The organism is Methanomicrobium sp., from assembly GCF_055145805.1.
Map to the genome: position 1 here is coordinate 1 of NZ_JBSREC010000063.1, position 24,633 is coordinate 24,633.

Genomic DNA, 24,633 nt, shown 5'->3' on the forward strand with positions numbered 1-24,633 from the left:
CCGGAATCATGCTTATGGGGCAGTTAATTGAGGCAACCCTAAAAGAGATTATACTTGTTCATGACGGTGTCAACAATGAAAAAGAATTTGGGGAACTGATTCTTTATTCCAGAAATCTGAAAAATAAAAGATAGGGGCATAAAAGTTCGCTCCTGGCCTGCTCTACCTCATGGGCTTTCCCTCGTGTGAAATCGCGGGCAGGACAAAACAGAAAAATGTTATAATGAATGAAATTTTTTTACCCGGATACTTTTTTTATGGATATCTTCTTTTAATTTATCTAAACGTGATAAATAATCTTTATCATCTGTTGCCAGAAAATGGGAACGATTCCATGATCGATAAATATTATTTTTCAAAAGATATTCTATGTAGGGAATATCCCGATCCATCTTGAAATCCAGATCTGAATTCAGGCTCACTCCTTTTTTCTGTGCTGAATTTCCCTCATTTGGTAATGGCTGGTAATCAATATGATGATCATCAAAGATTATTTTATCACCGTACAAGATACGGCCGTTTACTATCACACACTTAATTGCGTCATCGTCAGATTGAGGAGACAATAAAGCATCAAGCGCATTTAATTCGGATTTTGGTTTTGTGAAGATCAAAAAATCCCCGTAATTTCCTGGTTTTATCTGGCCCACATTTTCAAGACCAAGGCATTTTGCGGCATTAGTGGTAATCATTTTAAAAATGTCATAACTTTTTATTTCCTGATCAAATTCTTTAGCGAACCATAAAGCGAACTTTGCTTCTTCCAGGATATGTTTTCCGCCACTGGGGCTCCAGTCCGATCCAAGGGCAACATTTACGCCCTTCTTCAGCAGTTCAGAAATATGAAGGGTATCTTTGTAAAGCAACAGGTTCGAAATTGGGGCCCATAGTACGCTTATCCCATATTCTTTCAGAAAATCAACATGACTGGAATCGAATACATCAATTCCGCACCCGTGAATGATCGATAAATGCATGGGGATTATGTCTTTACTGTTGTTAGATTTTATGTGAGACATAAATGTCTGGAATTCTTTACGGGTATACTCATCCACTCCTTTTTGATACTCAAGGAACCCCGAACGCCCTTCCGCAAGATGAGCCAGTGTGGCAACAAATTTGCCTTGGTCATTCTTTTTAAGTTTAATATTCAAATCAAAGGTATTCAAATCATCTTGTTCTTTAGGTTTCCATTTATGATCCGATAGTATAGGCCGGTAAAAGTCAATGACAGAAAAAATTCTGTTTTCAGGGGGAAAACCAAAATCTTTCGGAGAACTCGTACTTCGTAACAAAATATTCGGACTCTGGTTGGGATTTTCATAATCAAGCGTTTGATCCTCCTGTATACACGTCGTCCCGCCGGAAATTGCCTGAATTTCAGTCGTAATGCCGTAGACCAAAGGATGAGGTTGTTCATTCTTATCCTTACTGGCTATTTTTTCTAAAAAATTTATGCAATTTTTAGTACAATCATTTTCATTTGTTTTTGAATCTTTTACCAATTGGGCAGTAATGCAACAATGTACAGCTTTTATATCATTTTTATATCCTGGATCATTCCGCCATTCAAACCGGCAATTAAACGGGGCATTCGGGGAATCCCAGATAGGGATTGTATTGTATTCAATATGGGTATGAAGATTCAGAAAACCAGGGAACACAATATCATCATCATCAAGATTCAGGACAATCAAAGAGTCATCCGATATTTCTTTTGGTGGCGAGTTCCTTATGCTCTGAATACGACCATCACTTACAACAATATAGCCCCTGGATACATTTCCCTCCACATCCAGATAATTTCCATTAATTACTAGTGTTTTTCCAGACCTCGTACGCATCATAGTTTTCTCTCCCGCATTTGATGTACTACAAAATGATTATTAATATCCCATCTCCTTAAATACTTTTTAGTGCGAAAATTTGAAAATGGTGTTTGTGGTCGTCTCGGCACCGCTGATGCTTGTTCTCCTTGTACCGGTCTGTTTTGAGTTATTCTGATCTTAGTGAGGACTAGCTGAAAATTAGAGAATTACTGAAATTCAAAGAGTAATCCTTTCTTTCTTCATTCTAATAATCTATCTTTTGAACAATTTATATTGCAGCTCATCATCATTTGAAAGATTGACTTTTGTAGCATCCGGGCTGTCAATAGCTTTCTGATCAAGAGGTTCACCACACAGACTCTTAAAGGAAAACCGTAGCGGAACTTCACTTGTCATTATCAGTACCTGACAGAAAGACAGGCTGCTTCAGGGATGGGCAAGCATCCCTGAAACAGCTTTTAATTTTTTTCCTGATACGAAGTTGCCGGATTCCTGAGTTAAAAAAAATAAGAACCGGCTTTCTGGCGCCTGTTTTTTCCAAAATTCCCTGGTATTTTTCGGGTAAATATATCACCTTTAACAGTTATTTGTAGCTATGTCTGAAAATAGTGAATCTGATTCACTCCAAACAATAGATATCAATGCGGAAATTTTTGCATCAGATCAAAAACAACAGTTTGAGAGTAACAAAACTGTGCTTCCTCCCTTATACAACCCTGAAAATAAAAAATTTGAAGGGAAATCCAATCTTTATGAGATCTATTATGACTCATATAAATGCCTCCTCTGCGGGATGTATCGTCCCGGAATCATGCTTATGGGGCAGTTAATTGAGGCAACCCTAAAAGAGATTATACTTGTTCATGACGGAGTAAAAAACGAAAAAGCATTTGGAGAACTGATACTTTATTCCAGAAATCTGAAAAATAAAAGAGAAGGGCATCAGAGTTCGCTACTGCCAAAATTTTTCAACAAAACTTTCAAAAGAATAAAGGATAATCTCGGAAATCCTTACGTTAATCTGAATTGTGAAGCTATATTCAGTGATGAATTAATCCGGGGAGTTAAATCCGAAGTTGGAGAGAGCTTTAAGGAGATCGTAAAAAACACCGAAATCATTCAGAATAAGATAACAAATAATGAAGTAACTTTTCCGGAAATTGATCAGATAACTGATAAAATGGCGGGAGATAAAGAGAAAAGAGAAAGAGAAAATCTGTGGGCCATAATCTGGGCGTGGGAGATATACCCGTTATTTGAAATTCTTGTGGACGAATATCTGGCAGATGCGGATTATGAAAGGCATTTAAAGAAGCATGGCGGAAAATAAACGCTGCCCTGTCTGATTATCCCTTCAATATTTTAGAAAATTAATTGTTAAAATGTAGTGTACCGTTAAAAATTTCAAAATTATTTTTTATTGGGAATATATTTGGAAAAAAGTGGTTCTTTTTGATTCCTGAAATTTTTTATATCGTCAATTAAGGCGGATGCGATATTAACTGATGAAACCATCCGTTTTGTGGATATGAGGGTAATGTCTTCTGTGCTTAACAGGGGGTTTTCATTGATCAGCTTTAACTGCTCTCTTATCAGTTTTCTTTCCGATTCCGCAATTGTCAGGTTTATGTAAAATTTATAGACGATTCCTGCCTTACTTTCATCTAATTTCTGGATATCTCCCTGAATGCTGTAAAAAAGACCGTTATCAGTATAAAACGGCTGTGGGAGGCTTATCGCATTCGGAACAAAATCGGGGTTTGGGTGTTCTTTTGAAAAGTCCTTAAGTAATGTCTCTACAGATTCCACATCTGAAATTACGGCATATTCAAGATTTTTTGTGGATTCATGGCCGTAATATTTGATAATCAGAAACTGTGAGATTATTGCAATAAAACCCCCGAGAATGACCCCCTGTAAACCCTCACTAATCATACAGTTTATTAATTCTTTATAATACAATATAAATGAATTTTTTTTAAAATAATCCCGGTTTACAGAATATAATCTGATTAGATGAATATTCGCGTGATTTTTATAAATACATGAAAAAATCCAGTAATTTTTCCGGAGATTTATCTCCCTGTATAAATTTGAAATGCGCTGAGGGGGAGATTTGAACTCCCGAGGGGCGAACCCCACAGGCTTTCCAGGCCTGCGCCCTACCAGACTAGACTACCTCAGCAAAAGAAGTATCAGTGCCTTAATTAATAAGGCACTAAATTTATTAATCCTATCCTTTTGCAACCGCCGTAACAACTGAAATTATAACTGAAAAAAATGAAAAAATGGAAAATTAAGTTTTAAAATCCCGGGCAGACAAAAAAGTCTTTTATCCCCGTCTTCTGTCAAAAGGCTGTGCTTTTGAAAAAGGCCTCTGCCGTTTTTCTGAGGGTTTTTTATCAGGAGTTTTTTCCGGAGCTTTAACCTGAGTTTTAGCCGGATATCCGGATGTTCTCTTATTTGAAGGACGAAATCTTTTTTTCTCCGGAGATTTTTGTGGGGGTTTTGGCTTTGGTTTTATTACCGGCTTTTTCTCTCTTATTTTCTCGGGATCAAATGGTTTTTTTGTCCATCCCTTCTCATATGTGCCTCTCTTCATCACAACAGCCAGTGGTGCAACAACAAGACCTGTATCGCCTGGCTTATACTCTTCAGATGAGATGAGGGCCTTTCCGATGCAGACGAGCTCACCTTTTTCGGTTATAACCGCAACATTCGAATCCCTCTTATAACTCTCCTTTGATACAACTCCGACGCCTGCAAGGACTGCTCCTGTGCAGACCGCCTCAACCGCTGAATCACGGATTTTCACAATCGGAATTTCGGATATGAGTCTTTCCACCGGAAGAATCATTTTTTTGAGCTCTTCGGAATTTCCCTCCTGTGAAAAGACAAATGCATCCTTTAAATCCTGAAGTGTGCATGTGTCGGGAAGTCCGATTGAACCTGACCGTGAACGCCGGAGTTCCTCCATCTGACCGCCGACACCCATTGCAAATGCCATATGGGTGCAGAGAGAGCGGACATATGATCCTGCCTCACAGCTGATTCTTAAGAGAACGAGTCTGCCGGAAAAATCCAGAACCTCGATATCGTACATTGTCCGTATTCTTAACTGACGGCGGACTGCACTTTTCCGCGGGGGTCTCTGATAGATCCTGCCCCGGAATTCATCTGCAACCCTGTAAACCTCCTCTTTTTCCACATCGCCATGAAGTCTCAAAACCGCGATATACTCTTTTCTGTGTTTTAGGATTACGGGCGCAAGCCGGACTGCACGTCCGAGCATTACTATTAAAACGCCGGATACCATCGGATCAAGTGTTCCTCCGTGTCCGATTCTCATATTCTGTCCAAAAATTTCCTTAACCCAGGCTGTAACCTGGTGGCTGGAAGGGCCCTGCGTTTTGTCAACCGCAATTATACCGCATTCAAGGAGCTCTTTTATTTCCGGATCTTTTATTTCTTCACTCATATTTTCAGACTTTTTTTAAGTATTCGTTTAGGGCTATAAGCGTGCCTTCAAGTGAACCGTCTCCTGTAACGAGGGGTTTTACTCCGCCTTCAATCATTCTCTGTCCGGTTACATCCCCGATTGCAGCGGGAATTATATTCATATTTTTGTCCCACACAGAATATGTAAAAGAGTTGGCGCTTGTAAACAATATAACATCACATCCCTCAAGTAAAAGTCTCTCTTCTGTCGGCTCAAGTGAGTATATTGCAACCTCGGTAACAATCCCTCCCTTGTCCTCAACTCCGCTGATTAAACCGGGATTGGGAACTTCTGCCCGTGGGATACCAATTCTTTTACCGTATATCCAGTCCCCGAGGAATGGGACAAAATCACGTGAGTAGTAAGTTGGAAGCGTCTCGCAGTCAATCCCAAAATTTTTGAGTGTCTTTGCCGTCTGGGGGCCTATTGCAACGACTCTCGGCCATCTTTTAAGAAGCGACCCTATAGCCTGTGCCGGAAGAGCACTTGTGAAAAATATGCAGTCAAAGTCACCTTTGTTAACAGCAGCGGCAAACTCCTCTACCCTGTCGGTGTATATTTTAGCCTCCATCGGGGACACAATCCGGCAATCGTGTCCGTATTTTTTGCAGAGTTCGTCATCCTTTCCTGCCTTCTCTTTAAGGCGGGTAACTGCAATTATCATTGGGAGATGAATATGTCGGGAATTCAGATAAAACTGTATGAAAAAAAATCTGACAAAAGCGTTTGAAAACTTCTATATTACTGTTAAAATATAAAGAAATCTGCTAAACAATGATTGAGATTATAATCTGCCTGTTTGCAGGAATACTTCTGGGCACAATTAGCGGACTTATTCCCGGAATTCACTCAAACACTATGGCGGGAATTCTTCTCTCAGTCGAAACAGGTTTTCTTGCTCTTTTCGGCGAAACGGCAATGGCGGTATCCTTAATTGCAGCGCTCATCGTTCATACGTTTTTAGACATTGTTCCGGGAACATTCTTTGGAATTCCTGATGCGGATACTGCTCTTTCCGTTCTTCCTGCCCACAAATTGTGCCTTGAGGGTAACGGTGAGGAGGCAGTCAGGCTCTCCGCACTTGGAAGCGCTTATGGTTCAGTATTCAGCCTTGTTGTATTTGCCGCATTCATAATGCTCCTGCCTTCTCTTCAGCCATATATCGACTGGTGGACTGGAATAATTCTGGTTGGAGTTGCGGGAATCCTCATAGTATATTCAGAATCGCCTGAATGGTCGTTTGCGATATTCACAGTTTCGGGAATACTCGGCATTTTTGCGTTTGAATACTCCTGGCTTTCCACAGGCATGGCAGGCGGCGGTTCTGTTCTTATGCCTCTTTTAACCGGCCTTTTCGGAATATCTGTCCTTCTGGTCTCATCTGAGGGCATTATGCCTGAGCAGAAATCAGGTGTGGTAAAAACGGACAGAAAAGAGATTATTAAATGCAGTATTGCAGGAACACTTGCAGGCTCAGCAGTCGGATGGCTGCCCGGCCTTTCAAATGCTTCCGCAAACGCAGTACTTGCATCCGCAATCAGAATTGATCGTGAGGGAAGGGGCTTTATAATTGCAACAAGTGCTGCAAACACTGCAAATGCTTTCATATCAATAGCGGCGTTCTACGCAATAATGAGGATGAGAAACGGTGTTATGGCTGCATTTTCCCATCTTCAGAATCTGCCCCCGGTAACCCTTATTCTCTCGGCAGGGTTCTGTGCCGCTGTTGCAGGATACCTGCTTACACTTCTCTTTTCCCGTTCTGGAAGGCTGTTTATGGGTATGAATGTGAGAAAATTAAGCACTTTTATTGTAGTATTCATGACTTTTCTGACCTTTGTTCTTACAGGGCCGTTTGGGATTTTAATTCTGGTTCTTGCAACAATGACAGGTTATGTGCCGTATCTTGTAAATGTCAGAAGAGTTCCCTGTATGGGTGCTGTAATGATTCCTGTAATATGCTGGTCGTTTTCAATATTATAAAAAAGGAATTTAGTCAGGGTTTTTCAGATGAACAGAGATCCCATATATACAAAATAGGCTGCAAGAAGAACAACTGCCCATACCCTTGTAAATCTCTCTTTTCTGCAGAACAGAATAAGGCCTGCAACCGTAAAACCGCACATTATTAAAACATCTGAATATGCAGGGATTTCAACAGGTCTTATAAGGGTGCCCACGCCCATAACAAAAAGAAGATTGAATATGTTGCTTCCAAACAGGTTTCCGATTGAGATTCCGCCCTGGCCCTTTATAATTGCCATAAGTGATGTCACAAGTTCGGGAAGCGATGTTCCGACAGCAACCATCGACATTCCTATTATAAAAGACGGAATGCCCATAATTTCCGCAATTGACACTGCACTGTCAAGGAGGAGTTGTGAACCGATTACAACACCAAAAAGACCTAAGATTATGTATAAAAAGTCCTTATTTCCGTGAGATTCAATCTTCTCCTCTTCCACATTTCCGCTCTTCCAGAGGTATATGAGGATTAAGACAAAGGATATCAGAAAGATAATTCCGCTGATATAATTTAAGGTCCCTAAGAGTGCAAACAGTGCAAAAATAACGGTTGCAGCAAGCATAAGGTACGCATCAATACCAAGACATCCTTTTTTTCTGATGGTTTCATGGACTATTCCCGGCTTAATAAATGCACAGAGCGCAAGAACGAGGGCAATATTTGCGATATTGCTGCCCAGAATGTTGCCAAGTGCAATTCCCTGATCTCCGGATATAATAGCGTTGATACTCACCCCGAACTCCGGAAGCGATGTTCCGAATGCAATTACGGTAAGGCCTATTGTGGTCGGCGAGACGCCGTATCGTGAGGCAAGTCCCCCTCCTCCATCAACAAAGTAGTCGGCTCCCTTTACGAGAAACAGAAGACCTGCAATAAAAAGCAGTATTGTAACTATCATATTTAACCAATTATTCTGCCGGAATTCCCGGCAGGACTGTGTATAAATTAAGTACAGATTCTATATTACTTGTTCGCAAGAATTTTTTTACTGCTGTTCACAAACCTGTTTTTTTGCTTAGGTGTGTGAACATTTAATCAACGATTGCAGACAGATCTGATATCAATTATGCAGTACTGGTTTGGGGACATAAATCCTGATGGCAGCTGTGTTCCTTTGAAAGGGGAACAGGATGTTTTTGCGGCACATTATCGCGATATAGATGCCAGTATGAACAATTTTGTACCTCTTTCACCTGAGGATGCAGTAAAATGCGGTGTGGCGGAAAACCGCGAAGAATATATGGAAAAACTCCGTCTGTTATGCATTTTTCTTGCTGAAAAGAAGATTCATGCACACTATACTAAGGGCGACATAGAACTTGTCCAGATGGTGAGGATGCTTGACGAGATGGACCATGTCATAAATCTCTTAATTGAGCGTGCAACCGAGTGGTATCTCGTTCAGAATCCAAAATTTTCGAGAAAATACAAATCAGTCGGCGCAAAGAAGATGGTTGCAATAATCAGGCGTGAAAAGACGTCTCTTGGCAGACTCGGATATGAGATAGACAGGATGTCCTCTGAAAGAACACGTTTGATGAAGGAGATATCAGGCCGTGCAGATATAATTGCGCCAAACTGCAGTGCTCTTGTCGGAGGGCTTGTTGCTGCAAGGCTTATATCAAGAGCAGGAAGTCTTCTTCAGATGTCAAGGATGGCATCATCTGCGATTCAGGTTTTAGGTGCCGAAAGTGCTCTTTTTACACACCTGAAGGGAAATACGCCCTCCCCCAAACACGGGATTATCTTTCAGCACAGGAGAGTTCATAATTCAAAGGCGAAAGTCCGGGGTAAAGTTTCAAGGGTTCTTGGCGGTAAACTTGCGATTGCGGCAAAGCTTGACTATTTCAGGGGCGAACTTGTTCCTGAATTCATAGAGCCCGCACAGGCAAGGATAGATTATGTATTTGCTCTCGGAGAGGAGAAGGCGAAATGATAAATATTGACGGTGTTCTGGTCTCCAAAGGACAGGGCGGAGTTTACGGCGAAAAGATGATGAAAGGGCACCGTGTATGGAATCCTTACAGAAGCAAGTTCGCCGCTCTTGCAATGCTGCGTCCTGAAACTGACCTTGAAGCTGATTTAAGGGTTTTATATCTTGGTGCCGCAAACGGAACGACTGTGTCTCATTTTGCAGATTATGTCGACTGTGTCTATGCCGTTGAGTTTGCACCACGTCCGATGCAGGACTTAATTGAGGTCTCAAAGAGAAGAAAGAATATCATGCCTATAATGGCGGATGCAGGAAATCCACGTGAGTATGCTCCTTTTATGGAGTATGTTGATATGATCTATCAGGATGTTGCACAGCCCAATCAGGCCGAGATCGCAATTTTGAACCTGCCGTTTTTAAAGAAAGAAGGGACTCTCATACTGATGCTAAAGACAAGAAGCGTGGATGTAACAACAGATCCAAAGACTGTATTTCTGGATACATTAAAAGAGCTTGAAGAATCAGGTCTTGAAATAAAGGATGCATGCTGGCTTGAGCCCTATCATCATGATCATGCATGTATCATATGCAAAAAAATTAAAGAATAATCTACTTTTTTCTCAAAAAACCGGAATCAGAAATTCAAAATAAGAAATCCAAAATTAGTATAGTGGCCTCCTGCCATCAGCATCATTAAAATCAGATGAGCTCTGAAATTTATCTGATGGCAAGATACTTATTCAGCCCTTTTTCAGTAATTCTGCTAATTTTCCTGATACTAATGCTGATTCTGCTCCTGCCGCTTTTGTTTCTCGGGATAATAGGGAGTGCCTTATCAAAACTCGGCTTCAGTCTGTGGCAGGTAATTCTTCTTGTGATTGCGATGATTGTGGGCAGTTTTGTAAATATTCCCATAACAAAAATAAAATCCGAACAGCAGTTTGTCCGCATCCCTCATGGTCAGCTGATGAACAGGCTCTACAAACCACAGGAATTTGCAACCGAAACCACAATTGCCGCAAACCTCGGTGGCTGCATAATTCCTGTCCTGGTATCCGCATACCTCCTGATTCAGGCGTCATTTATGCCCGGAGGACAGAATATCCTGTTTTCAGCTCTGATTGGAGTGATGATTGTTGCAATTATTACCAATGTTACAGCAAAACCGGTGGCAGGCGTGGGAATTGCAACACCGCTTTTTATTCCGCCGTTATGTGCATTAATATGCGGACTTATGCTCTCCGGAGGAATACCGTTTGCAGCGCCGGTGATCGCATATGTTAGCGGAACAATCGGGACTCTTCTGGGTGCTGACTTGTTAAATCTGAAAAAGATGGGATCTATGGGTGTTCCTGTTGCATCAATAGGCGGTGCAGGAACATTTGACGGCGTGTTTTTAGCCGGAATTATAGCAGCATTTCTGGTATAATCATCAAATATTATCCCATAATACTTTATATTCAGCTAAATTTATCTGAATGATCAATAGTAATGAACTGATTTATGAATGGGTTCCTGGAAAATTCACTAAAAAAGTTATAGTCCGGAGCAGATTCGAACTGCTGTCGCAAGATCCAGAGTCTCACATGATTGACCGCTACACTACCGGACTAAATGTCAGTCTTACTTTTGATGTAAGTTGCACTACATATTTTGTCAGTTCAGACTAATTAAAGTGACGAAATAAAATCCCTGCCTTTGGAATAATAATATATATGAAGTCTTTTCTTTTCATCAGGGTGGCTTTGTGAATAAACTTCCAAAGTAACTTTGCAATAAATTATAAAGTTCTAATTCGCCGGCTTTACAGAAAATAGGGGGGCTGTTTAAAAGCGCAGTCATTTGCAGGCAATATCAATCCTCAATTCCCTGTTGGGAAGATATTTTGGTAATTGTCGATTAATTCAGATTTTACTTTGCTCTTGATGTGAAGACTGTTTTACAGTGAATATTGTATGCCTGAAATCTGATTATATCGAAACATGGCTTAAAAAGCGTCCGATTATCTATTCTTTATATTGGATCTTGCGTTCTTTCAACCACAAAGGATATATTAAGTGTTCTACAAATATTGGTGTATATTCCGTCGTTCGGAGTATGGGGCAAGGTGAATCCATTTTCGACACATGTCGAATTTGATTGATTGCCTAAACCTTAAATCGTATGTTAAGGAGGTTTAAATGACAAGTAAAAAATTCGGAATCGCACTGTTATCTTTATTAGTGCTCGCACTCTTTGCAGTTGCACCTGTATCTGCTTGGGCTGCAGCAACTAATATTTCAGCAGGAGATACAGTGTTTATCGGGGAAGGCGGCCTCGATATTACAAACGCAACCAGCCAGAATGGTGCAGGTCCAGTAGTGACAACACTTTACTGGTTTGAGAGCACGACTGCACAGCCAGCAAGTTTAACATTATCTGCAGCTCAGAAAACATCTTTCACAGTATCTGAGGCAGTTTTTGGCTCAAAGCTTGGTAACTGGTATGACAATGCAAGTATCTATGGTAATGTAACATTTGTAGTAGATTATCCTTACCTTAGCAATGTCCAGATCCTTGATAACAGTACCTCTCAGGCAGCTGCACAGGATATCAGTGGCAAATCAGCAATTAAAGGAGACACTCTTCAGATTGCATTCCAGACAAATCTGCACACACTTATATCCCAGCGTGGATTAGCAACAAGCAGTATTGCAGCAAAAGTTGTAACACCTGATGGAGCAACCCTCAGTGGTCTTTACAATGCGTCTGGTTATACAACCTTCATCAACGATGTTCTTCCTGACAATTCAAAGTACTATGTTCAGAATGCAACTGGTGGGGCAGGTTTACCTATAGACATATGGTATACCGGAAACTCTGCATACACAGCAGGAACATACCAGGTCTGGATTGAATCTAACATTAACGGCATGAAGGATAACCTTGGTGCAATTTCAGGAAAGACAATTTCTCCAGTCTCAGAAGTTACAATCGATAAAGAGACAGTAACAATCACAGGTGACAAGGAAACAGTTGTTCGTAACAATGATTTCGCTGTTACTGTTACAGGTAAGCCTAAAACTGAGTACTACTTATGGATAACCGGAATTGGTAACTATAATAACGCAACTGGTACACAAATTGATTATGCACCATGGATTACACCAAATCAGGTAAACGTTGGGGCTGCAATACCCGCTGAGTTAGCTTATGTATACAAAGGCACAGCCACAAGGATTAGATCTGATGTTCCTGTTCAGAACCCACCTAAGGTATGGGCTGGAAATGTTACAACAGATGCAAGTGGTTCCATTACAGTTTCATTATCAACTGATGGAAATACAAAAGCAGCTACTTACACATTCCGTGTTCAGAAACCTGATGGAATCAACCAGCTCTATGATACTATAAAAGTAAAAGTAGAGAAGGGAGCAGTAACAGTTACAGCATCCGGTGATGGTTCATACTACCTTGGTGAAGAAGTAACACTCTCAGGTACAAACACTGATACAGATGACACATACATGTTCATTACAGGTCCAAACCTTCCTACGAACGGTGGAGTCATTACTGACGCACAGACTGCATTTAATGAATCTACACTTGCTTCAAACGTTGACTTCACAAAAGCAACTGTAAAAACAGACGACACTTGGGAATACAAGTGGGATACAGCTGGTGCATCTCTTGATGCAGGTACATATACAATCTATGCAGTATCAAAGCAGTTAAACAAGGCAAACCTTGCAAATGCAAAGTATGATACTGTTTCAGTTGTAATCAAGAAGCCTTTTGTTACAGCAACAACATCAGCATCAACAGTAGCAAAGGGTGACAAGCTCTACATCCGTGGAACTGCAGAAGGTAACCCAACACCTGGTGTTGCAATCTGGATTCTCGGAAAGAACTACTGGAACGGTGCAGGAGCAACTATAGCACTTTCTTCAGTTACAACCGAGACTGTAGCAGATGATGGTTCATTTGAATATGAAGTAGGCACTGCAACAACAAAGGCCATGGCAAGCGGCCAGTACTTTGTAGTTGTCCAGCACCCGATGTATAACGATGTTTTCGATGTGACTGCAGCTTATAATGCTGTTAATGATCAGATTATTGTATCTGAGACCGCAACTGCAACTACAAACACGAACTTCGTTATCTGGGGAGCTTCCAAGCTTCAGGGCTCTGACGCAGCAGAAGCATTAGTCACTTCAATCAACTCGCCAGATATTGATGATACCTATACCAAGCTCACATTCTTAATTGAAGAGCCCTGGATCAGGATCAATTCAATTGGTGACCACTATGTTGGTGATATGTTCAAGGTATCAGGTACAACAAACCTTGCTGTTGGTGATGACCTGATTGTTGAAGTTACATCTTCATCATTCCAGCCAACACAGAAGACACAGAGTAGTGAATTCTCTGGTGTATCTAATACTGTAAAGGTTACAGAAGGCGATTCATACAATGAATGGGCAATGGACGTAGACGCATCAACCTTCAAGCCAGACGAGTACATCGTAAACGTTGAGGCAATTGAAGCAGACGCAACTGCAACCACAACATTCAATGTCCTTAAGGGTGCAGCACCAACAACTGGCCCAGTAACTCCAACCACCGGTCCAACAACCGTACCAACCACCGGTCCAACAACCGTCCCAACACCTGAGCCAACGGCATCACCAGGATTTGGAGCATTTGTTGCACTCATTGGCCTTGGCGCAGTAGCGGCACTGGTAATGAGAAAGGACTAAATTCCTAAATTCAAAACTTTTTTTTGCATTATATTGTTTCTTAATATTGTTATCATCCCGAATTCCGGGTTTTTTAGGTTGTTTGCCAGAATAAACGTCCGGTTAAACTCATGGATTCCTAGCAAATTTATGAGTTGCATCTATAATTTGTAGATAATGAAATCTGTTAATAGCTGATTTCTCACTATGAAAACAGAACCGATAATTTGCCCTCTCTCTTCCGGCTGGTATTTATCAGACAAATTTAACTAAATTGCTCTGGATTGCCTCTTTTTGGTTTACAGGTATCCGGATAATATAAAAGCAATGAAAATTAAAGTAATTTCATGGATATTCGTCGCTTTCTGACATTCATTCTATTACTGGGAGCGATATGCTGTACGGTTCAGGCAACAACCCTTACCATAACTGTAAGGGATGAGATTGATCAAACACCTGTTTCCGGAGCATCTTTGTATATAGACGGGAGTTATGCCGGAAGCACAAACAGTGAAGGCATATTTACATATTCCCATTCTCTCTCCTCAAGTTTCAGACTAGGAATAGATAATGACGGCTATAAATACTGGAGTGACCTGATAACTCCCGGACAAACATCAGTTGTTGCTGATTTGATACGAGATAAGGGTATTTTACAGGTAAATGTCATGGACTCTGAATCACTTGCACCTATAGGGGATGCACTTGTTAAAATATCAGGGGCTGGCCTTGCCGATAGTGAATCTACCAATTCTGAAGGAACGGCACAGTTTGAGGTATTCTTAGGTTCAACATATGTTGTTGAGGTCCAGATGACCCGCTATGAAACCCTCTTTAAATCTGTGGAGATGGGGGATTCATCAAAGAAAGTGGATTACCTTCTTTTAAGAAATGATCTTGTAATATTCCAGATTCTGGACGGTGAATCGGAGGGACAGACTAAATCTCCTCTTTATGATGCACAGATTTACATTGATGACAAACTTGCCGGTGAGACCGGAGATGACGGCAGGGTTACCCTGTACCTTGAGCATGAAAAATCCTATAAGGTAGGTGTGCAGAAAGTCCAGTATGAATCCTTTGAAGAGGATCATTATTTTGCCAGTGATGATATTCTCTATACAGTAACACTCTCAAAGAATCTTTATCCTGTAACAGTTTCGGTTTATGATATGGAAAAGCGACCTGTTTATGATGCTGAAATTTACATAGACGGAGATCTATTCGGAAAATCAGATTCCTACGGGAGGAGTTCTGTTACAAAATTATCTTCCGGAAACCATATTTTTCTGGTCAGAAAAGCAGGATATGAGGACTATGAAACAACAGTTAATATTGACGGCAGTAATGACAATATAATAGCAGATCTTTCATACTCAAAAGCAGCAGTTACAATAATTGTACAGGATAAGGACAATAAACTTGTTTCAGATGCTGTTGTGTCCGCAAACGGGAATAATCTCGGGGTTACGGACGATAAGGGAAAAATTACAACTGAACTTCTGACAAATGCCGATTATACTTTTGAAGTCACTGCTGAGGATTACAATGAGTTTGAGGAGACCCGGCAGATTCCTCTTGGCAGTACAGAGATGACACTGACATTTATCCTTGAAAGAAAATTTAATGTGGTTTTGATAGGAGCTGTTCTGGCAGGAATTATTGTTCTTCTGGTTGTGGGTATTTTTAAGTTTAAGGCAAATGGTGGCGGAAGAAGAAAAGGCGGTAATAAAAGACGGCCTCCAAGAAGATATGATGACGGCGGACTTTAGAACACTGTAATTTGGAGTATTTATCGATAAAATTTAATTTTTTTTTAATTTTATGAATTAATTATTTTTTAGAAATACTGAGCTAAGGGAGATCAAAATCTAGAAATATTATTTTTAACCTGATTTTGAAATTGAATATTCAGGATTATTGCAATTACGAAATATTATTTCCTTTTTTATAAAGTTATGAATCTATATATATATTAGAACTCGTAAATTATCTGTACTATATATAATAATATTTAGATAATGCCTAAAAGTGATTTGACTGGTGATTACTATGAAAAAATTAACGATAAGCCTCCTTTTAATCCTATTTATGACTCTGCTAATTGTAAATACAGCTTTTGCACTTGAGGATTCCGAAGTTTTATTGCAGACTGATAGTAACTGGATTGTGGCAGGCGGCGCTTCTGCAACGATATCAGCTTCTATTACAAATATTTCATACTCTATAGTGAATGTGGATTTTGCATGCACAGAGTCGGATGTATATGGTGATGTGACTACAAAAAGGGTGACTGCTTATCCATTTATTACCTCTTTTTCATCAACTAAGAGTGGCACTGCTGAGATTAAGGCAGTAATAAATTATGAGGACGATGATGGTATTCCGGGTTCTGTTACTAAAACAGTTCAGCAGAAGATTGATCATGCAGCCCCCTGGGAAGTCAAAAATATTACTTATTCAAATGAAGTGACAGTCGGGGAAGTCACATCATTTGATATCCGGATGACTGACATTTATGGAAATCTGATTGACAGCAAAAAAGAGGATAATTTAGCTGAAACACCCGAATATTTTGACCTCTATTGCAGTCCTGCTGATTCCTATCTCTTTGACGGATCAGGATATACGCTTAATAGCGCAAGAGTGTATGTCAACAGTGATGGTGTTGCAGGGACGAGTTATATGGTTTCAACAAGACCTGGTCAGAATCTGATTAACGTTTTTTCCATATACTGGGAACGTCCATTAGCCAGAGAAATTACAGGGATTGCAGATTTAGAACCGGTTTCAATCGATGTAAGTGTAAATCCGAATAATGGTGTACCTCCCTATCTGCCGGCTGACGGAGAGAGCAAATTCTACATAAGATACTATCTTACAGATAAGTACGGCAATCCTTCTGGCAACAGAGCTGTTTATATCTCCAGTTCAGACAGCAATTACCCGTTGATTGGTGAAAGAACATCGAATTCATATGGTGTTATAAATATCTCCTACGGAGAGAAATACCAGAAAGGCATTGATACAGTTACGGCATATTCCATTGACAATGCATCTCTAAGTGTGCAGACAGATCTTCAGTTTGACAGCACAGAACCGGATAATATGATTCTGACAGCAAATCCGGAGGTTATGCCGAGTCATGAGGTCGCACCGACCAGAACGTCTGCAATCCGTGCAAAAGTTATTGACATCAGGGGTAATCCTGTTGAGAACGAAGAGGTGTCATTTTCAATAACACCCGGGGCATATCCTGTTTACCAGACAGCTGATCCCTCACTTTCCGCAGCAACTGCAACAACAGATGATGATGGTCAGGCAATTGTTTATTTTACGTCAGGAACTTTCATATCTGATGTACTTGATCCCGATTATGAGAGTGCCGGGTCTGCAAACTGTACAGTAGAGGCAACCTGGAATACGACTGTAAAGACGATCTTAATTGAATGGAAAAACTATCCGTATCTTTCTGTTGAGACTGAGGTAGACCCTGAAACTGTGGCTGTTAACGGGACTGTTGATGTAACAATAAGGCTTATCGGCGACGGCTGGGCTCTTCAGCCTGACCCTATTGACGTTATGCTCTCAGCAGACCGTTCGGGAAGTATGCTGAAGGATTATCCTGACAGAATGGTTTCTGTCATGGATGCAATGAAGACATTTAATTCCGGTATGGCTGAAGGGCGTGACAGGGTAGGTCTTACAAGTTTTGGTACAACCGGGCGTGCATATCTGCCTAATTATTGGGCATATGAGTGGGCCGGAAGAGATACTAAAACATGGGATGATAATTCATATACTAGCTCTCATTATCCATGGAGTGATTCCACCCATTATTATTCAGATTATGCAACTTTGGATCTGTCTCTAACAACAGATCATGCAACGGTTGACACAGAGATTGGGAATCTCGTTCCTATGGAGGGAACTCCGATGCGGGGAGGAATTTATCTTGCATTAAAAGAGCTTGTGGATAATTCACGAACTGATGCGGTTAAAGCCGTTGTTGTGCTCTCAGATGGTGATTATACTACAGGCAGCAGCAATGGCAATGGTGATCCTCTTGCAGATGGAGATTATACGTATTATGGCGATCTTTCCAGTGAAGAACAAAACCTTGCCGTATATGCTACTAATAATGGCATAAAAATATACACAATAGCATATGTCCAGGGAGAATCTGAGGTTCTGAGGGATCTTGCCGAACAGAGCAATGGAAAATATTACACAGCTACTTCTACAAACATTAATGATGTATATCTGGAAATCGCAGGCGCCTTAAAAACCGAAGCCGGTGTAAACACCCAGATGAGTCTTGATTTTGAAAATATCGAAGTGAACAACGTCTCAACATCAAATAGTGACAGTTCCATACTCAGATATGTCTATTTAAATGATGTTTCAACAGTGATTGAAAAGTGGAATCAGACAAGTACTGTAATTCCCAGGTACACAGAAGATGACACAGATGACTGGAGCGAGGATCAATCCCTTGATTTTGATGTTGGAACAATAAAGCTTTTAGAGACGTGGGAGACGACATTCAGACTCCGGGTGTTAACAGGCGGGAATATCAATATATTTGGTCCGGGTTCCACTATAACATTTAATAACGCCACAGACACCCTTGCACTTCCGAAAACATATGTGACTGCAGTTTACGACCTTAATGTAAGCGGAACTCCGTTTATGGATCTTACTTTATCAAATCTTCATTCCACAAACACAGGCGAAATTATGGATACACTCAATCTGGAGTGGAATATATTATACACAGGTGAAAGTTCAGCCTGGCAGACTCTGGAGTATATGAAGACAGATGAGGGTGGTTATGATGAAGGCAGCTGGATTTTCTTTAAGTCGATGCCTGGTGTTTCAGGTCCGATGGGTGCTCCAATTACTCAGAATACAAATCTTCTGATAAGGGATTTCCAGCCCGGAAATTATGATATACGGGTGATAGGGACCTCAATAGATACCAATGATTCTGTTGCTGTTCTGTCGCAGCCGATTTTTATAGGTAATAACCAGACAACATATATTAAAATTGAATAAAATTCAATTATTTTTTTACATGCCGAATAAATTAATGAAAAACTGAACGGACCCAGCGGGAATTGAACCCGCGTCTTTGGGTTCGAAGCCCAAAAGGATATCCACTACCCTATGGATCCTGTCTTAATAGATTGACCTGACTATATCAAAAAAGTTGGTATTCGAAACAGGTTCGGGCATGAAAATGAAATTTATATTTTTATTTAAACATCTCTGATTTTAAGAGTTCGCCGCCGTTTTTACGGATTCCGCGAATGGCTTCTTCAACCTGATCTACACGGAGAATTAAAACTGCGGCCTCTTTCCCTGAATAAGCATATGCATATTCTATGTTTATATTTGTATCACCGAGAATTCTTGCTGTGTCATAAAGGCCTCCCGGCTCGTCCTTCATGTTAACGGCAATTACGTCTGTAAAAGAGACCATAAATCCGAGATGTGCAAGTTTTTCAAGCGCAGGTGCGGGTTTGTCAACCAGAATTCTCACCACACCAAATCCTTTTGACTCTGCTATTGAAAATGCGAAGATGTTTATCTTCTCTTCTTCAAGCGCCTTTGCAATCGCTGCAAGACGGCCCGGTTTGTTCTCGGAAAAGACCGAGATCTGTTTTATAATGAAATCTTTTGTATCCATCTACATATTCCTCCTGTCAATTACCCTCTTTGCCTTTCCCTCAAATCTCGGGAGTGAATTAGGCGCCATAATTTCCACACCGCAACTCACATTGAGGGAATTTTTCAGTATATGAGATACTTTTCTCTTTATATCCATTAAATCATTAATCTTGTCTGAGAATGATTCCTGCTTTAATTCCACCTGAACAAGCATGTTGTCAAGAGTGCCCTCTCTTTCGACAATAATCATGAAATGCTGGCCGGAAACCTCTCCTATTCCCATAAGTGCATGTTCCACCTGTGACGGGAATACATTGATTCCTCTGATTATCAGCATATCATCCACCCTTCCGCTTATACGTTCAATTCTGGGGTGTGTTCTCCCGCAGGGGCATACTGATTCGTCTAAGGATGTGATATCTCCTATACGGTATCTGATAATCGGAAGAGCTTCTTTCTGAAGAATGGTCATTACAAGCTCACCCTTCTCCCCTGGTGCGAGGTTTTCTCCTGTCTCAGAGTCAATTATCTCGGTGTATGCTATATCTCCCCAGATATGAATCCCGTTCTGTTCCGGGCACTCGGTGAACATGGGTCCTGAGATCTCTGATGTTCCGAAGATGTTGTATGCCGAAATTCCCATCTCTTTCTGGAGATGGTCTCTCATCTGTTCAGACCAGGGTTCTGCACCGAGGACTGCGGTTCTCAGTTTGGTGTCATTTTTAATTGAGACCCCCATTTTTACGGCGGTTTCTCCGAGGTGGTTTAAGTAAGAAGGTGTGCAGGCGATTGCTGTTACGTTCAAGTCCTGCATAAGTTCAATCTGCCTCTCAGTGTTGCCGACACTTGTCGGAACGACTGTTGCGCCTATCTTTTCGGCACCGTAATGAAGACCGAGACCGCCGGTGAAAAGACCGTATCCGTATGAAACCTGCATCACATCGCCTCTTCCAAGACCGCATGCTGTTAAGGAGCGTGCCAGGGACTGTGTCCAGAGGTCAAGATCTTTCTGGGTGTATCCAACCACTGTTGGTTTTCCTGTCGTTCCCGAGGATACGTGATACCTTACAAGCTCGTCTGTTGAAGAGGTGAAGATTTTGTTCGGGTAGTTGTCCCTGAGGTCTGTTTTGTACATGAAGGGCAGTTTTCTGATGTCTGCAAGTGAATTTATGTCGTCAGGGTGGACATTCTGCTCCTTCATTCTCCTGTGATAAAAATCTGAAAAACTGTAAAGCCGGTAGACAAGCGCCTTCATATGCCTGTACTGAAGTTTTTTCAGATCACTTACAGGCATCTCCTCAATTCTCGGGTCCCATGCTCTCAAAATTTGTCACCTCTTCTGTCAATTACCCTCTTTGCCTTTCCCTCAAATCTCGGCAGGGATTCAGGTTCGACAAGTGAGACTTTTGTTCTCAGGTTTAATATATCTCTCAGGGAGTGAATTATTTTTTTCTGTATCCTTTCAAGGTCGCTTAGTTCACCTTTGAAGAATTCTCTCTTGACTTCGACATCTATTGTCATCTCGTCCAGATGATTTATCCTGTCGACATAGACCATAAACTGCTCGCCGACTTCCGGAATTGAGCGCAGAACATGTTCTATCTGTGACGGGAAGACGTTTATGCCTCTTATTACCAGCATGTCATCGGATCTTCCGGTAAGCCTTGCAATCTTTGCTCCCCTTCCGCAGGGACATTCATCCTCAAGGATCATTGTGATATCGCCAGTTCTGTATCTTAAAAGCGGCATTGCCTCTTTTACAAGAGGAGTTACGACAAGTTCTCCTTTCTGTCCGGGTTCTAAAACCTCGCATGTTTCCGGGTCGATTATCTCAATTAGATATGAGTCATGCCAGAAGTGAAGTCCGTCTCTCTCCTGACATTCGAATGCGGCACCCGGGCCGTACATCTCGCTCATGCCGTATGAGTCATATGCAGTTACACCGAGCTTCTCCTCAAGGCTTTTTCTCATATTGTCAGACCAGGGTTCTGCACCGAACATTCCTGTCTTTAATGATTCGAGTTTTGTGCCCATGCTTTCTGCAACCTCGGAAAGGTGCATCGCATAACTGGGTGTGCAGTGCATTGCAGTCACTCCAAAGTCGTCTATCATCTCTATCTGGCGCTTTGTGTTTCCTGTACCGCTTGGAATGACAGTCATTCCAATCTTTTCAGCACCGTAGTGAAAGCCGAGACCGCCTGTAAAAAGGCCGTAGTTCACAGCGTTCTGAAATATATCATCAGAAGAAAGGCCCACCATCGTCATGTTTCTTGCGATTAATTCAGACCAGTTTTCAATATCCCCTCTTGTATATCCGATAACAGTCGGTTTTCCTGTTGTACCGGAGGTGGTGTGAATTCTGACAATATCTCTTTTCGGAACAGCAAGGAATCCGAAGGGATAACCTCCCTGAAGATCTGCTTTTTTTGTAAAGGGGAGCTTTTGTATGTCTTCCTTTTTTCTTATATTGTCTGCAGATACGTTTGAGTCGTTCAGCAGTTTTTTATAGAAAGGTATCTCCCCTGCCTGTTTTATTGTCCACTTAAGGCGCTTTATCTGGAGTTTCTCCAGTCCGTCTCCTTTAAGCGTCTCCGTTTCTTTATTCCAGAACATGAAGCTCATAGTATGGTATGCTATAGCATGGCATGAATGTTGTGGTATTTAAAAAAAACCATATATTCAGAGCTTTACCTGAAAATTTCTTATTATACAATACTTTTTTAAAAATATTATAAATCAGTAATTTTTCAGAAGTTCTTTATATTTATTTAACCCAAATTTCCAGTATGGACAAAAAGATTCTGGCTGCATTTATTCTGATTGTAGCTGTTGTGGCAGTCGCATTTGCGGGCTGTACAGGCACAACCGAACCATCTGAAGAGGTAGTTGATGTTGTCGTTGTTGAAGAGAAGACTGTTTACATTGTAGGTATTGACGGAGAGTATCCTCCTTATTCATTCATTGACAAGGACGGAAATGCACAGGGCTTTGATGTGGATTCAGTAAAATGGATTGCAGAAAACCAGGGCTTTGATGTGGAGGTCCGGGCTATGGCATGGGACGGAATTATTCCTGCACTTCAGGCAGGAAAGATTGACATGGTCTACTCCGGCATGACAATCACAGACGAGCGCCTTGAGAAGGTCAACTTTTCAAATGTTTACTGGATTGCAAATCAGGGTGTTGCTGTAAGAAATGGCTCAACTGTTACAATGGATGATTTAAAGGCAGGAAAAGTTGTTATCGGCACACAGAGAGGATGCACTGCGGCAGACTGGATCACAGCAAATCTGATTGATACAGGTCTTATGACTGAAGATAATCTCAAACTCTATGATAACTTTGCACTCGCAATTTCTGATCTCGAAAATGAACGTGTGGATGCCGCAATGTATGACACACCTGTTGTAATTGAGTCAATCGAGGGTAAGGACATTGTAAAACTCGGCACAATTGAGACCAATGAAGAGTACGGAATTGCAATCAGAAAGGCTGACGTTGAGCTCTTAAACTCAATAAATGAGGGTCTTGACGCATTAATGGCCTCACCTTACTGGCAGGAATTAATTGTAAAATATAAACTTGCCTGATTTGATATTTCAGTCCCTGTTGGGATTTTAAGATTAAATTTTTTTTTGAATTTTTAAAAAGAAATATCTCCTGATTACAGGTTTTATTTTTGTTTTTATGTTGTATCCGGATTTATACGCAACCGGGAAAAATGTGTTTTATGTTTATTCTTTAACCTTTCTTAGAAGGAAAACACAAAGGGATATGCCCAGAATTCCTATGAAGACTGAAAATCCCGGTGCTGAATTTGACGGACTTTCACCGTCTGTTTTATTTTCTTTTGCAAGATAAAGTGTGTCCTTAAATGACATGAAATCAGACGCTGTCCAGAGTATCTGTTCTCCGTCAATTTTTGCATCAGATAATACACTCTTAATTGTAATTACTGACGAATCTCCTGTTTTTGGTTTTAGAATGATAATATCAGAGCCTGTTTCGCTCTTTAAATATCCCCATCCGACAGTTTCACCGTCTGTAAATGGTGATGCAATTGATGCCTTTTTTTCAGTCTTTGTAAGTGAGTCTGTAAAATTGCCTGTTATCGGGTTTAAGAGGCTTGTTTTCCCTGTGGAAATTGTATAAAGGTACGGTTCATCATACAATCCCTTATTGTCTCCCTTATAAACCACCTGGTGTTTGAAATATATCATATAATCTCTGGCCATATCAAAATCCATTACATCCGAACCGGACTCATTGTTAGATTCGGGTGTGAATATGACAGAATCTGTTTCTGATTTAATGTTGTAGATATGAACTCCTTTTGAGTCGGTGTATCCAATATTTCCATTATCATATACTATTCCGGCAGGATCTTCAGGAGATATATTAAAAATCCGTATGGTTTTTTTAGTTGCGATATCATAGATGCTGACATCTGTTTCAAATGAATCTCTTGGTGTTTCTGAAAACAATATTGTATCGCCGCTTATTTTTGGCCATTGTGCGGTTTTTGGGAGACTGAGGCTTTTTGTTGTGTTTTTAGCGATATCCATCAGATATATGGTATTGGGTTTTGTTTCAGATTCATCTAATTCAAAATTTTCTGTCTGTGTCTCAAACCAGACAGCATAATTTCCTGAAATGTCATTGCCGGTAACAGTCATTCCCTGTGAAGGAACGCCTATAATTTTTTGGTTTTTAGTTATAGCATCATAAAGATGAACCCTGTTGGACGACTGGTTCATGGACTTGTCTGATGATGTAAGAAAGATAATATAGTCTCCTGAAATATCCATGCCGATTACCGAGCTGTTAACCTGATTATAGATCTCTGACTGTTCCCATTGTGTGTCTGCTGATACGGGGGCAGTCATCAGAAAAAGACCGGTCAGTAATAATACTCCGAATAAATATTCCCTGGATGTTTTTTTCATGTCTCAATA

The 24,633-nt window shown here is 40.8% G+C and carries 19 protein-coding genes and 3 tRNA genes; 9 read left to right on the forward strand and 13 right to left on the reverse strand.

Annotated features, from left to right (window positions below):
- Positions 1 to 218 precede the first annotated feature (218 nt).
- Together ACTB1O_RS05755 and ACTB1O_RS05760 are read right to left on the reverse strand one after the other, a co-directional pair.
- A complete protein-coding gene (locus tag ACTB1O_RS05755) occupies positions 219 to 1,793 on the reverse strand; it encodes an amidohydrolase family protein (RefSeq protein ID WP_462994188.1) in 1,575 nt (524 codons plus the stop codon).
- Positions 1,794 to 2,081: 288 nt separating this feature from the next.
- Complete coding sequence (locus tag ACTB1O_RS05760) at positions 2,082 to 2,225, reverse strand: hypothetical protein (RefSeq protein ID WP_462994189.1); 144 nt, start codon at positions 2,223 to 2,225, stop codon at positions 2,082 to 2,084.
- A 199-nt stretch (positions 2,226 to 2,424) separates the two neighbouring features.
- Between ACTB1O_RS05760 and ACTB1O_RS05765 the strand changes: the two genes are divergently transcribed.
- On the forward strand, positions 2,425 to 3,159 hold the full coding sequence (locus ACTB1O_RS05765) for a hypothetical protein (RefSeq protein ID WP_462994190.1): 735 nt from the start codon (positions 2,425 to 2,427) through the stop codon (positions 3,157 to 3,159).
- A gap of 80 nt (positions 3,160 to 3,239) precedes the next feature.
- Here the strand turns inward: ACTB1O_RS05765 and ACTB1O_RS05770 are convergent, their stop codons facing one another.
- From ACTB1O_RS05770 to ACTB1O_RS05785, 4 genes are all read right to left on the reverse strand, one after another.
- A complete protein-coding gene (locus ACTB1O_RS05770) occupies positions 3,240 to 3,764 on the reverse strand; it encodes a hypothetical protein (protein WP_462994191.1) in 525 nt (174 codons plus the stop codon).
- A gap of 166 nt (positions 3,765 to 3,930) precedes the next feature.
- Positions 3,931 to 4,014: transfer RNA gene (locus ACTB1O_RS05775), tRNA-Ser, on the reverse strand.
- A 147-nt stretch (positions 4,015 to 4,161) separates the two neighbouring features.
- Positions 4,162 to 5,307 carry an RNA-guided pseudouridylation complex pseudouridine synthase subunit Cbf5 gene (locus ACTB1O_RS05780; RefSeq protein ID WP_462994192.1) on the reverse strand — a complete coding sequence of 382 codons (1,146 nt, stop codon included), beginning with the start codon at positions 5,305 to 5,307 and terminating at the stop codon, positions 4,162 to 4,164.
- Positions 5,308 to 5,311: 4 nt separating this feature from the next.
- Positions 5,312 to 5,992, reverse strand: coding sequence for a uroporphyrinogen-III synthase (locus ACTB1O_RS05785; RefSeq protein ID WP_462994193.1), 681 nt, complete (start codon positions 5,990 to 5,992; stop codon positions 5,312 to 5,314).
- Between the two features lie 110 nt (positions 5,993 to 6,102).
- On the opposite strand from ACTB1O_RS05785, the gene ACTB1O_RS05790 reads away from it, so the two are divergent.
- Entirely contained in the window at positions 6,103 to 7,311 is a 1,209-nt protein-coding gene (locus ACTB1O_RS05790; protein ID WP_462994194.1) for a tripartite tricarboxylate transporter permease, read from the forward strand.
- Between the two features lie 23 nt (positions 7,312 to 7,334).
- Here ACTB1O_RS05790 and ACTB1O_RS05795 read toward each other — a convergent pair whose 3' ends face one another.
- On the reverse strand, positions 7,335 to 8,252 hold the full coding sequence (locus ACTB1O_RS05795; protein WP_462994195.1) for a calcium/sodium antiporter: 918 nt from the start codon (positions 8,250 to 8,252) through the stop codon (positions 7,335 to 7,337).
- Between the two features lie 168 nt (positions 8,253 to 8,420).
- Here ACTB1O_RS05795 and ACTB1O_RS05800 point away from each other — a divergent pair, with 168 nt between their 5' ends.
- The 3 genes from ACTB1O_RS05800 (at position 8,421) to ACTB1O_RS05810 (ending at position 10,716) form a co-directional block, all read left to right on the forward strand.
- Positions 8,421 to 9,290: an NOP5/NOP56 family protein gene (locus ACTB1O_RS05800; protein WP_462994196.1), complete on the forward strand. Its 870-nt coding sequence runs from the start codon at positions 8,421 to 8,423 to the stop codon at positions 9,288 to 9,290.
- Complete coding sequence (locus ACTB1O_RS05805; RefSeq protein WP_462994197.1) at positions 9,287 to 9,895, forward strand: fibrillarin-like rRNA/tRNA 2'-O-methyltransferase; 609 nt, start codon at positions 9,287 to 9,289, stop codon at positions 9,893 to 9,895. Before ACTB1O_RS05800 ends, ACTB1O_RS05805 begins: the two co-directional genes overlap by 4 nt.
- 116 nt (positions 9,896 to 10,011) lie before the next feature.
- Positions 10,012 to 10,716 (forward strand): DUF1614 domain-containing protein, encoded by a 705-nt coding sequence (locus tag ACTB1O_RS05810; RefSeq protein ID WP_462994198.1) that lies wholly within the window; start codon positions 10,012 to 10,014, stop codon positions 10,714 to 10,716.
- 110 nt (positions 10,717 to 10,826) lie between these two features.
- On the opposite strand, the gene ACTB1O_RS05815 is transcribed toward ACTB1O_RS05810, so the two are convergent.
- Positions 10,827 to 10,899, reverse strand: a tRNA-Gln gene (locus ACTB1O_RS05815).
- A gap of 568 nt (positions 10,900 to 11,467) precedes the next feature.
- On the opposite strand from ACTB1O_RS05815, the gene ACTB1O_RS05820 reads away from it, so the two are divergent.
- The 3 genes from ACTB1O_RS05820 (at position 11,468) to ACTB1O_RS05830 (ending at position 19,063) form a co-directional block, all read left to right on the forward strand.
- Complete coding sequence (locus ACTB1O_RS05820; RefSeq protein WP_462994199.1) at positions 11,468 to 14,026, forward strand: MEMAR_RS02690 family S-layer glycoprotein; 2,559 nt, start codon at positions 11,468 to 11,470, stop codon at positions 14,024 to 14,026.
- Positions 14,027 to 14,352: 326 nt separating this feature from the next.
- A complete protein-coding gene (locus ACTB1O_RS05825; RefSeq protein ID WP_462994200.1) occupies positions 14,353 to 15,777 on the forward strand; it encodes a PEGA domain-containing protein in 1,425 nt (474 codons plus the stop codon).
- Positions 15,778 to 16,057: 280 nt separating this feature from the next.
- Positions 16,058 to 19,063 (forward strand): VWA domain-containing protein, encoded by a 3,006-nt coding sequence (locus tag ACTB1O_RS05830; RefSeq protein ID WP_462994201.1) that lies wholly within the window; start codon positions 16,058 to 16,060, stop codon positions 19,061 to 19,063.
- A 47-nt stretch (positions 19,064 to 19,110) separates the two neighbouring features.
- Here ACTB1O_RS05830 and ACTB1O_RS05835 read toward each other — a convergent pair.
- From ACTB1O_RS05835 to ACTB1O_RS05850, 4 genes are all read right to left on the reverse strand, one after another.
- A tRNA-Arg gene (locus ACTB1O_RS05835) sits at positions 19,111 to 19,182 on the reverse strand.
- Between the two features lie 80 nt (positions 19,183 to 19,262).
- Positions 19,263 to 19,697 carry an ACT domain-containing protein gene (locus ACTB1O_RS05840; protein ID WP_462994202.1) on the reverse strand — a complete coding sequence of 145 codons (435 nt, stop codon included), beginning with the start codon at positions 19,695 to 19,697 and terminating at the stop codon, positions 19,263 to 19,265.
- Positions 19,698 to 21,002 carry a phenylacetate--CoA ligase family protein gene (locus tag ACTB1O_RS05845; protein WP_462994203.1) on the reverse strand — a complete coding sequence of 435 codons (1,305 nt, stop codon included), beginning with the start codon at positions 21,000 to 21,002 and terminating at the stop codon, positions 19,698 to 19,700.
- On the reverse strand, positions 20,999 to 22,291 hold the full coding sequence (locus ACTB1O_RS05850) for a phenylacetate--CoA ligase family protein (protein WP_462994204.1): 1,293 nt from the start codon (positions 22,289 to 22,291) through the stop codon (positions 20,999 to 21,001). The genes ACTB1O_RS05845 and ACTB1O_RS05850 overlap by 4 nt, the downstream gene beginning before the upstream one ends.
- A 173-nt stretch (positions 22,292 to 22,464) precedes the next feature.
- On the opposite strand from ACTB1O_RS05850, the gene ACTB1O_RS05855 reads away from it, so the two are divergent.
- Positions 22,465 to 23,268 (forward strand): ABC transporter substrate-binding protein, encoded by an 804-nt coding sequence (locus ACTB1O_RS05855; protein WP_462994205.1) that lies wholly within the window; start codon positions 22,465 to 22,467, stop codon positions 23,266 to 23,268.
- A gap of 144 nt (positions 23,269 to 23,412) precedes the next feature.
- Here the strand turns inward: ACTB1O_RS05855 and ACTB1O_RS05860 are convergent, their stop codons facing one another.
- Entirely contained in the window at positions 23,413 to 24,624 is a 1,212-nt protein-coding gene (locus ACTB1O_RS05860; protein WP_462994206.1) for a hypothetical protein, read from the reverse strand.
- Positions 24,625 to 24,633: the final 9 nt, after the last annotated feature.

Bases quoted from the DNA above. Each gene is read 5' to 3' on its own strand.
- ACTB1O_RS05855 (WP_462994205.1), top strand. From the start codon at position 22,465: ATGGACAAAAAGATTCTGGCTGCATTTATTCTGATTGTAGCTGTTGTG.
- ACTB1O_RS05800 (WP_462994196.1), top strand. From the start codon at position 8,421: ATGCAGTACTGGTTTGGGGACATAAATCCTGATGGCAGCTGTGTTCCT.
- ACTB1O_RS05850 (WP_462994204.1), bottom strand. From the start codon at position 22,291: ATGTTCTGGAATAAAGAAACGGAGACGCTTAAAGGAGACGGACTGGAG.
- ACTB1O_RS05820 (WP_462994199.1), top strand. From the start codon at position 11,468: ATGACAAGTAAAAAATTCGGAATCGCACTGTTATCTTTATTAGTGCTC.
- ACTB1O_RS05840 (WP_462994202.1), bottom strand. From the start codon at position 19,697: ATGGATACAAAAGATTTCATTATAAAACAGATCTCGGTCTTTTCCGAG.
- ACTB1O_RS05790 (WP_462994194.1), top strand. From the start codon at position 6,103: ATGATTGAGATTATAATCTGCCTGTTTGCAGGAATACTTCTGGGCACA.
- ACTB1O_RS05785 (WP_462994193.1), bottom strand. From the start codon at position 5,992: ATGATAATTGCAGTTACCCGCCTTAAAGAGAAGGCAGGAAAGGATGAC.
- ACTB1O_RS05760 (WP_462994189.1), bottom strand. From the start codon at position 2,225: ATGACAAGTGAAGTTCCGCTACGGTTTTCCTTTAAGAGTCTGTGTGGT.
- ACTB1O_RS05770 (WP_462994191.1), bottom strand. From the start codon at position 3,764: ATGATTAGTGAGGGTTTACAGGGGGTCATTCTCGGGGGTTTTATTGCA.
- ACTB1O_RS05830 (WP_462994201.1), top strand. From the start codon at position 16,058: ATGAAAAAATTAACGATAAGCCTCCTTTTAATCCTATTTATGACTCTG.
- ACTB1O_RS05805 (WP_462994197.1), top strand. From the start codon at position 9,287: ATGATAAATATTGACGGTGTTCTGGTCTCCAAAGGACAGGGCGGAGTT.
- ACTB1O_RS05780 (WP_462994192.1), bottom strand. From the start codon at position 5,307: ATGAGTGAAGAAATAAAAGATCCGGAAATAAAAGAGCTCCTTGAATGC.
- ACTB1O_RS05765 (WP_462994190.1), top strand. From the start codon at position 2,425: ATGTCTGAAAATAGTGAATCTGATTCACTCCAAACAATAGATATCAAT.
- ACTB1O_RS05810 (WP_462994198.1), top strand. From the start codon at position 10,012: ATGGCAAGATACTTATTCAGCCCTTTTTCAGTAATTCTGCTAATTTTC.
- ACTB1O_RS05860 (WP_462994206.1), bottom strand. From the start codon at position 24,624: ATGAAAAAAACATCCAGGGAATATTTATTCGGAGTATTATTACTGACC.
- ACTB1O_RS05795 (WP_462994195.1), bottom strand. From the start codon at position 8,252: ATGATAGTTACAATACTGCTTTTTATTGCAGGTCTTCTGTTTCTCGTA.
- ACTB1O_RS05825 (WP_462994200.1), top strand. From the start codon at position 14,353: ATGGATATTCGTCGCTTTCTGACATTCATTCTATTACTGGGAGCGATA.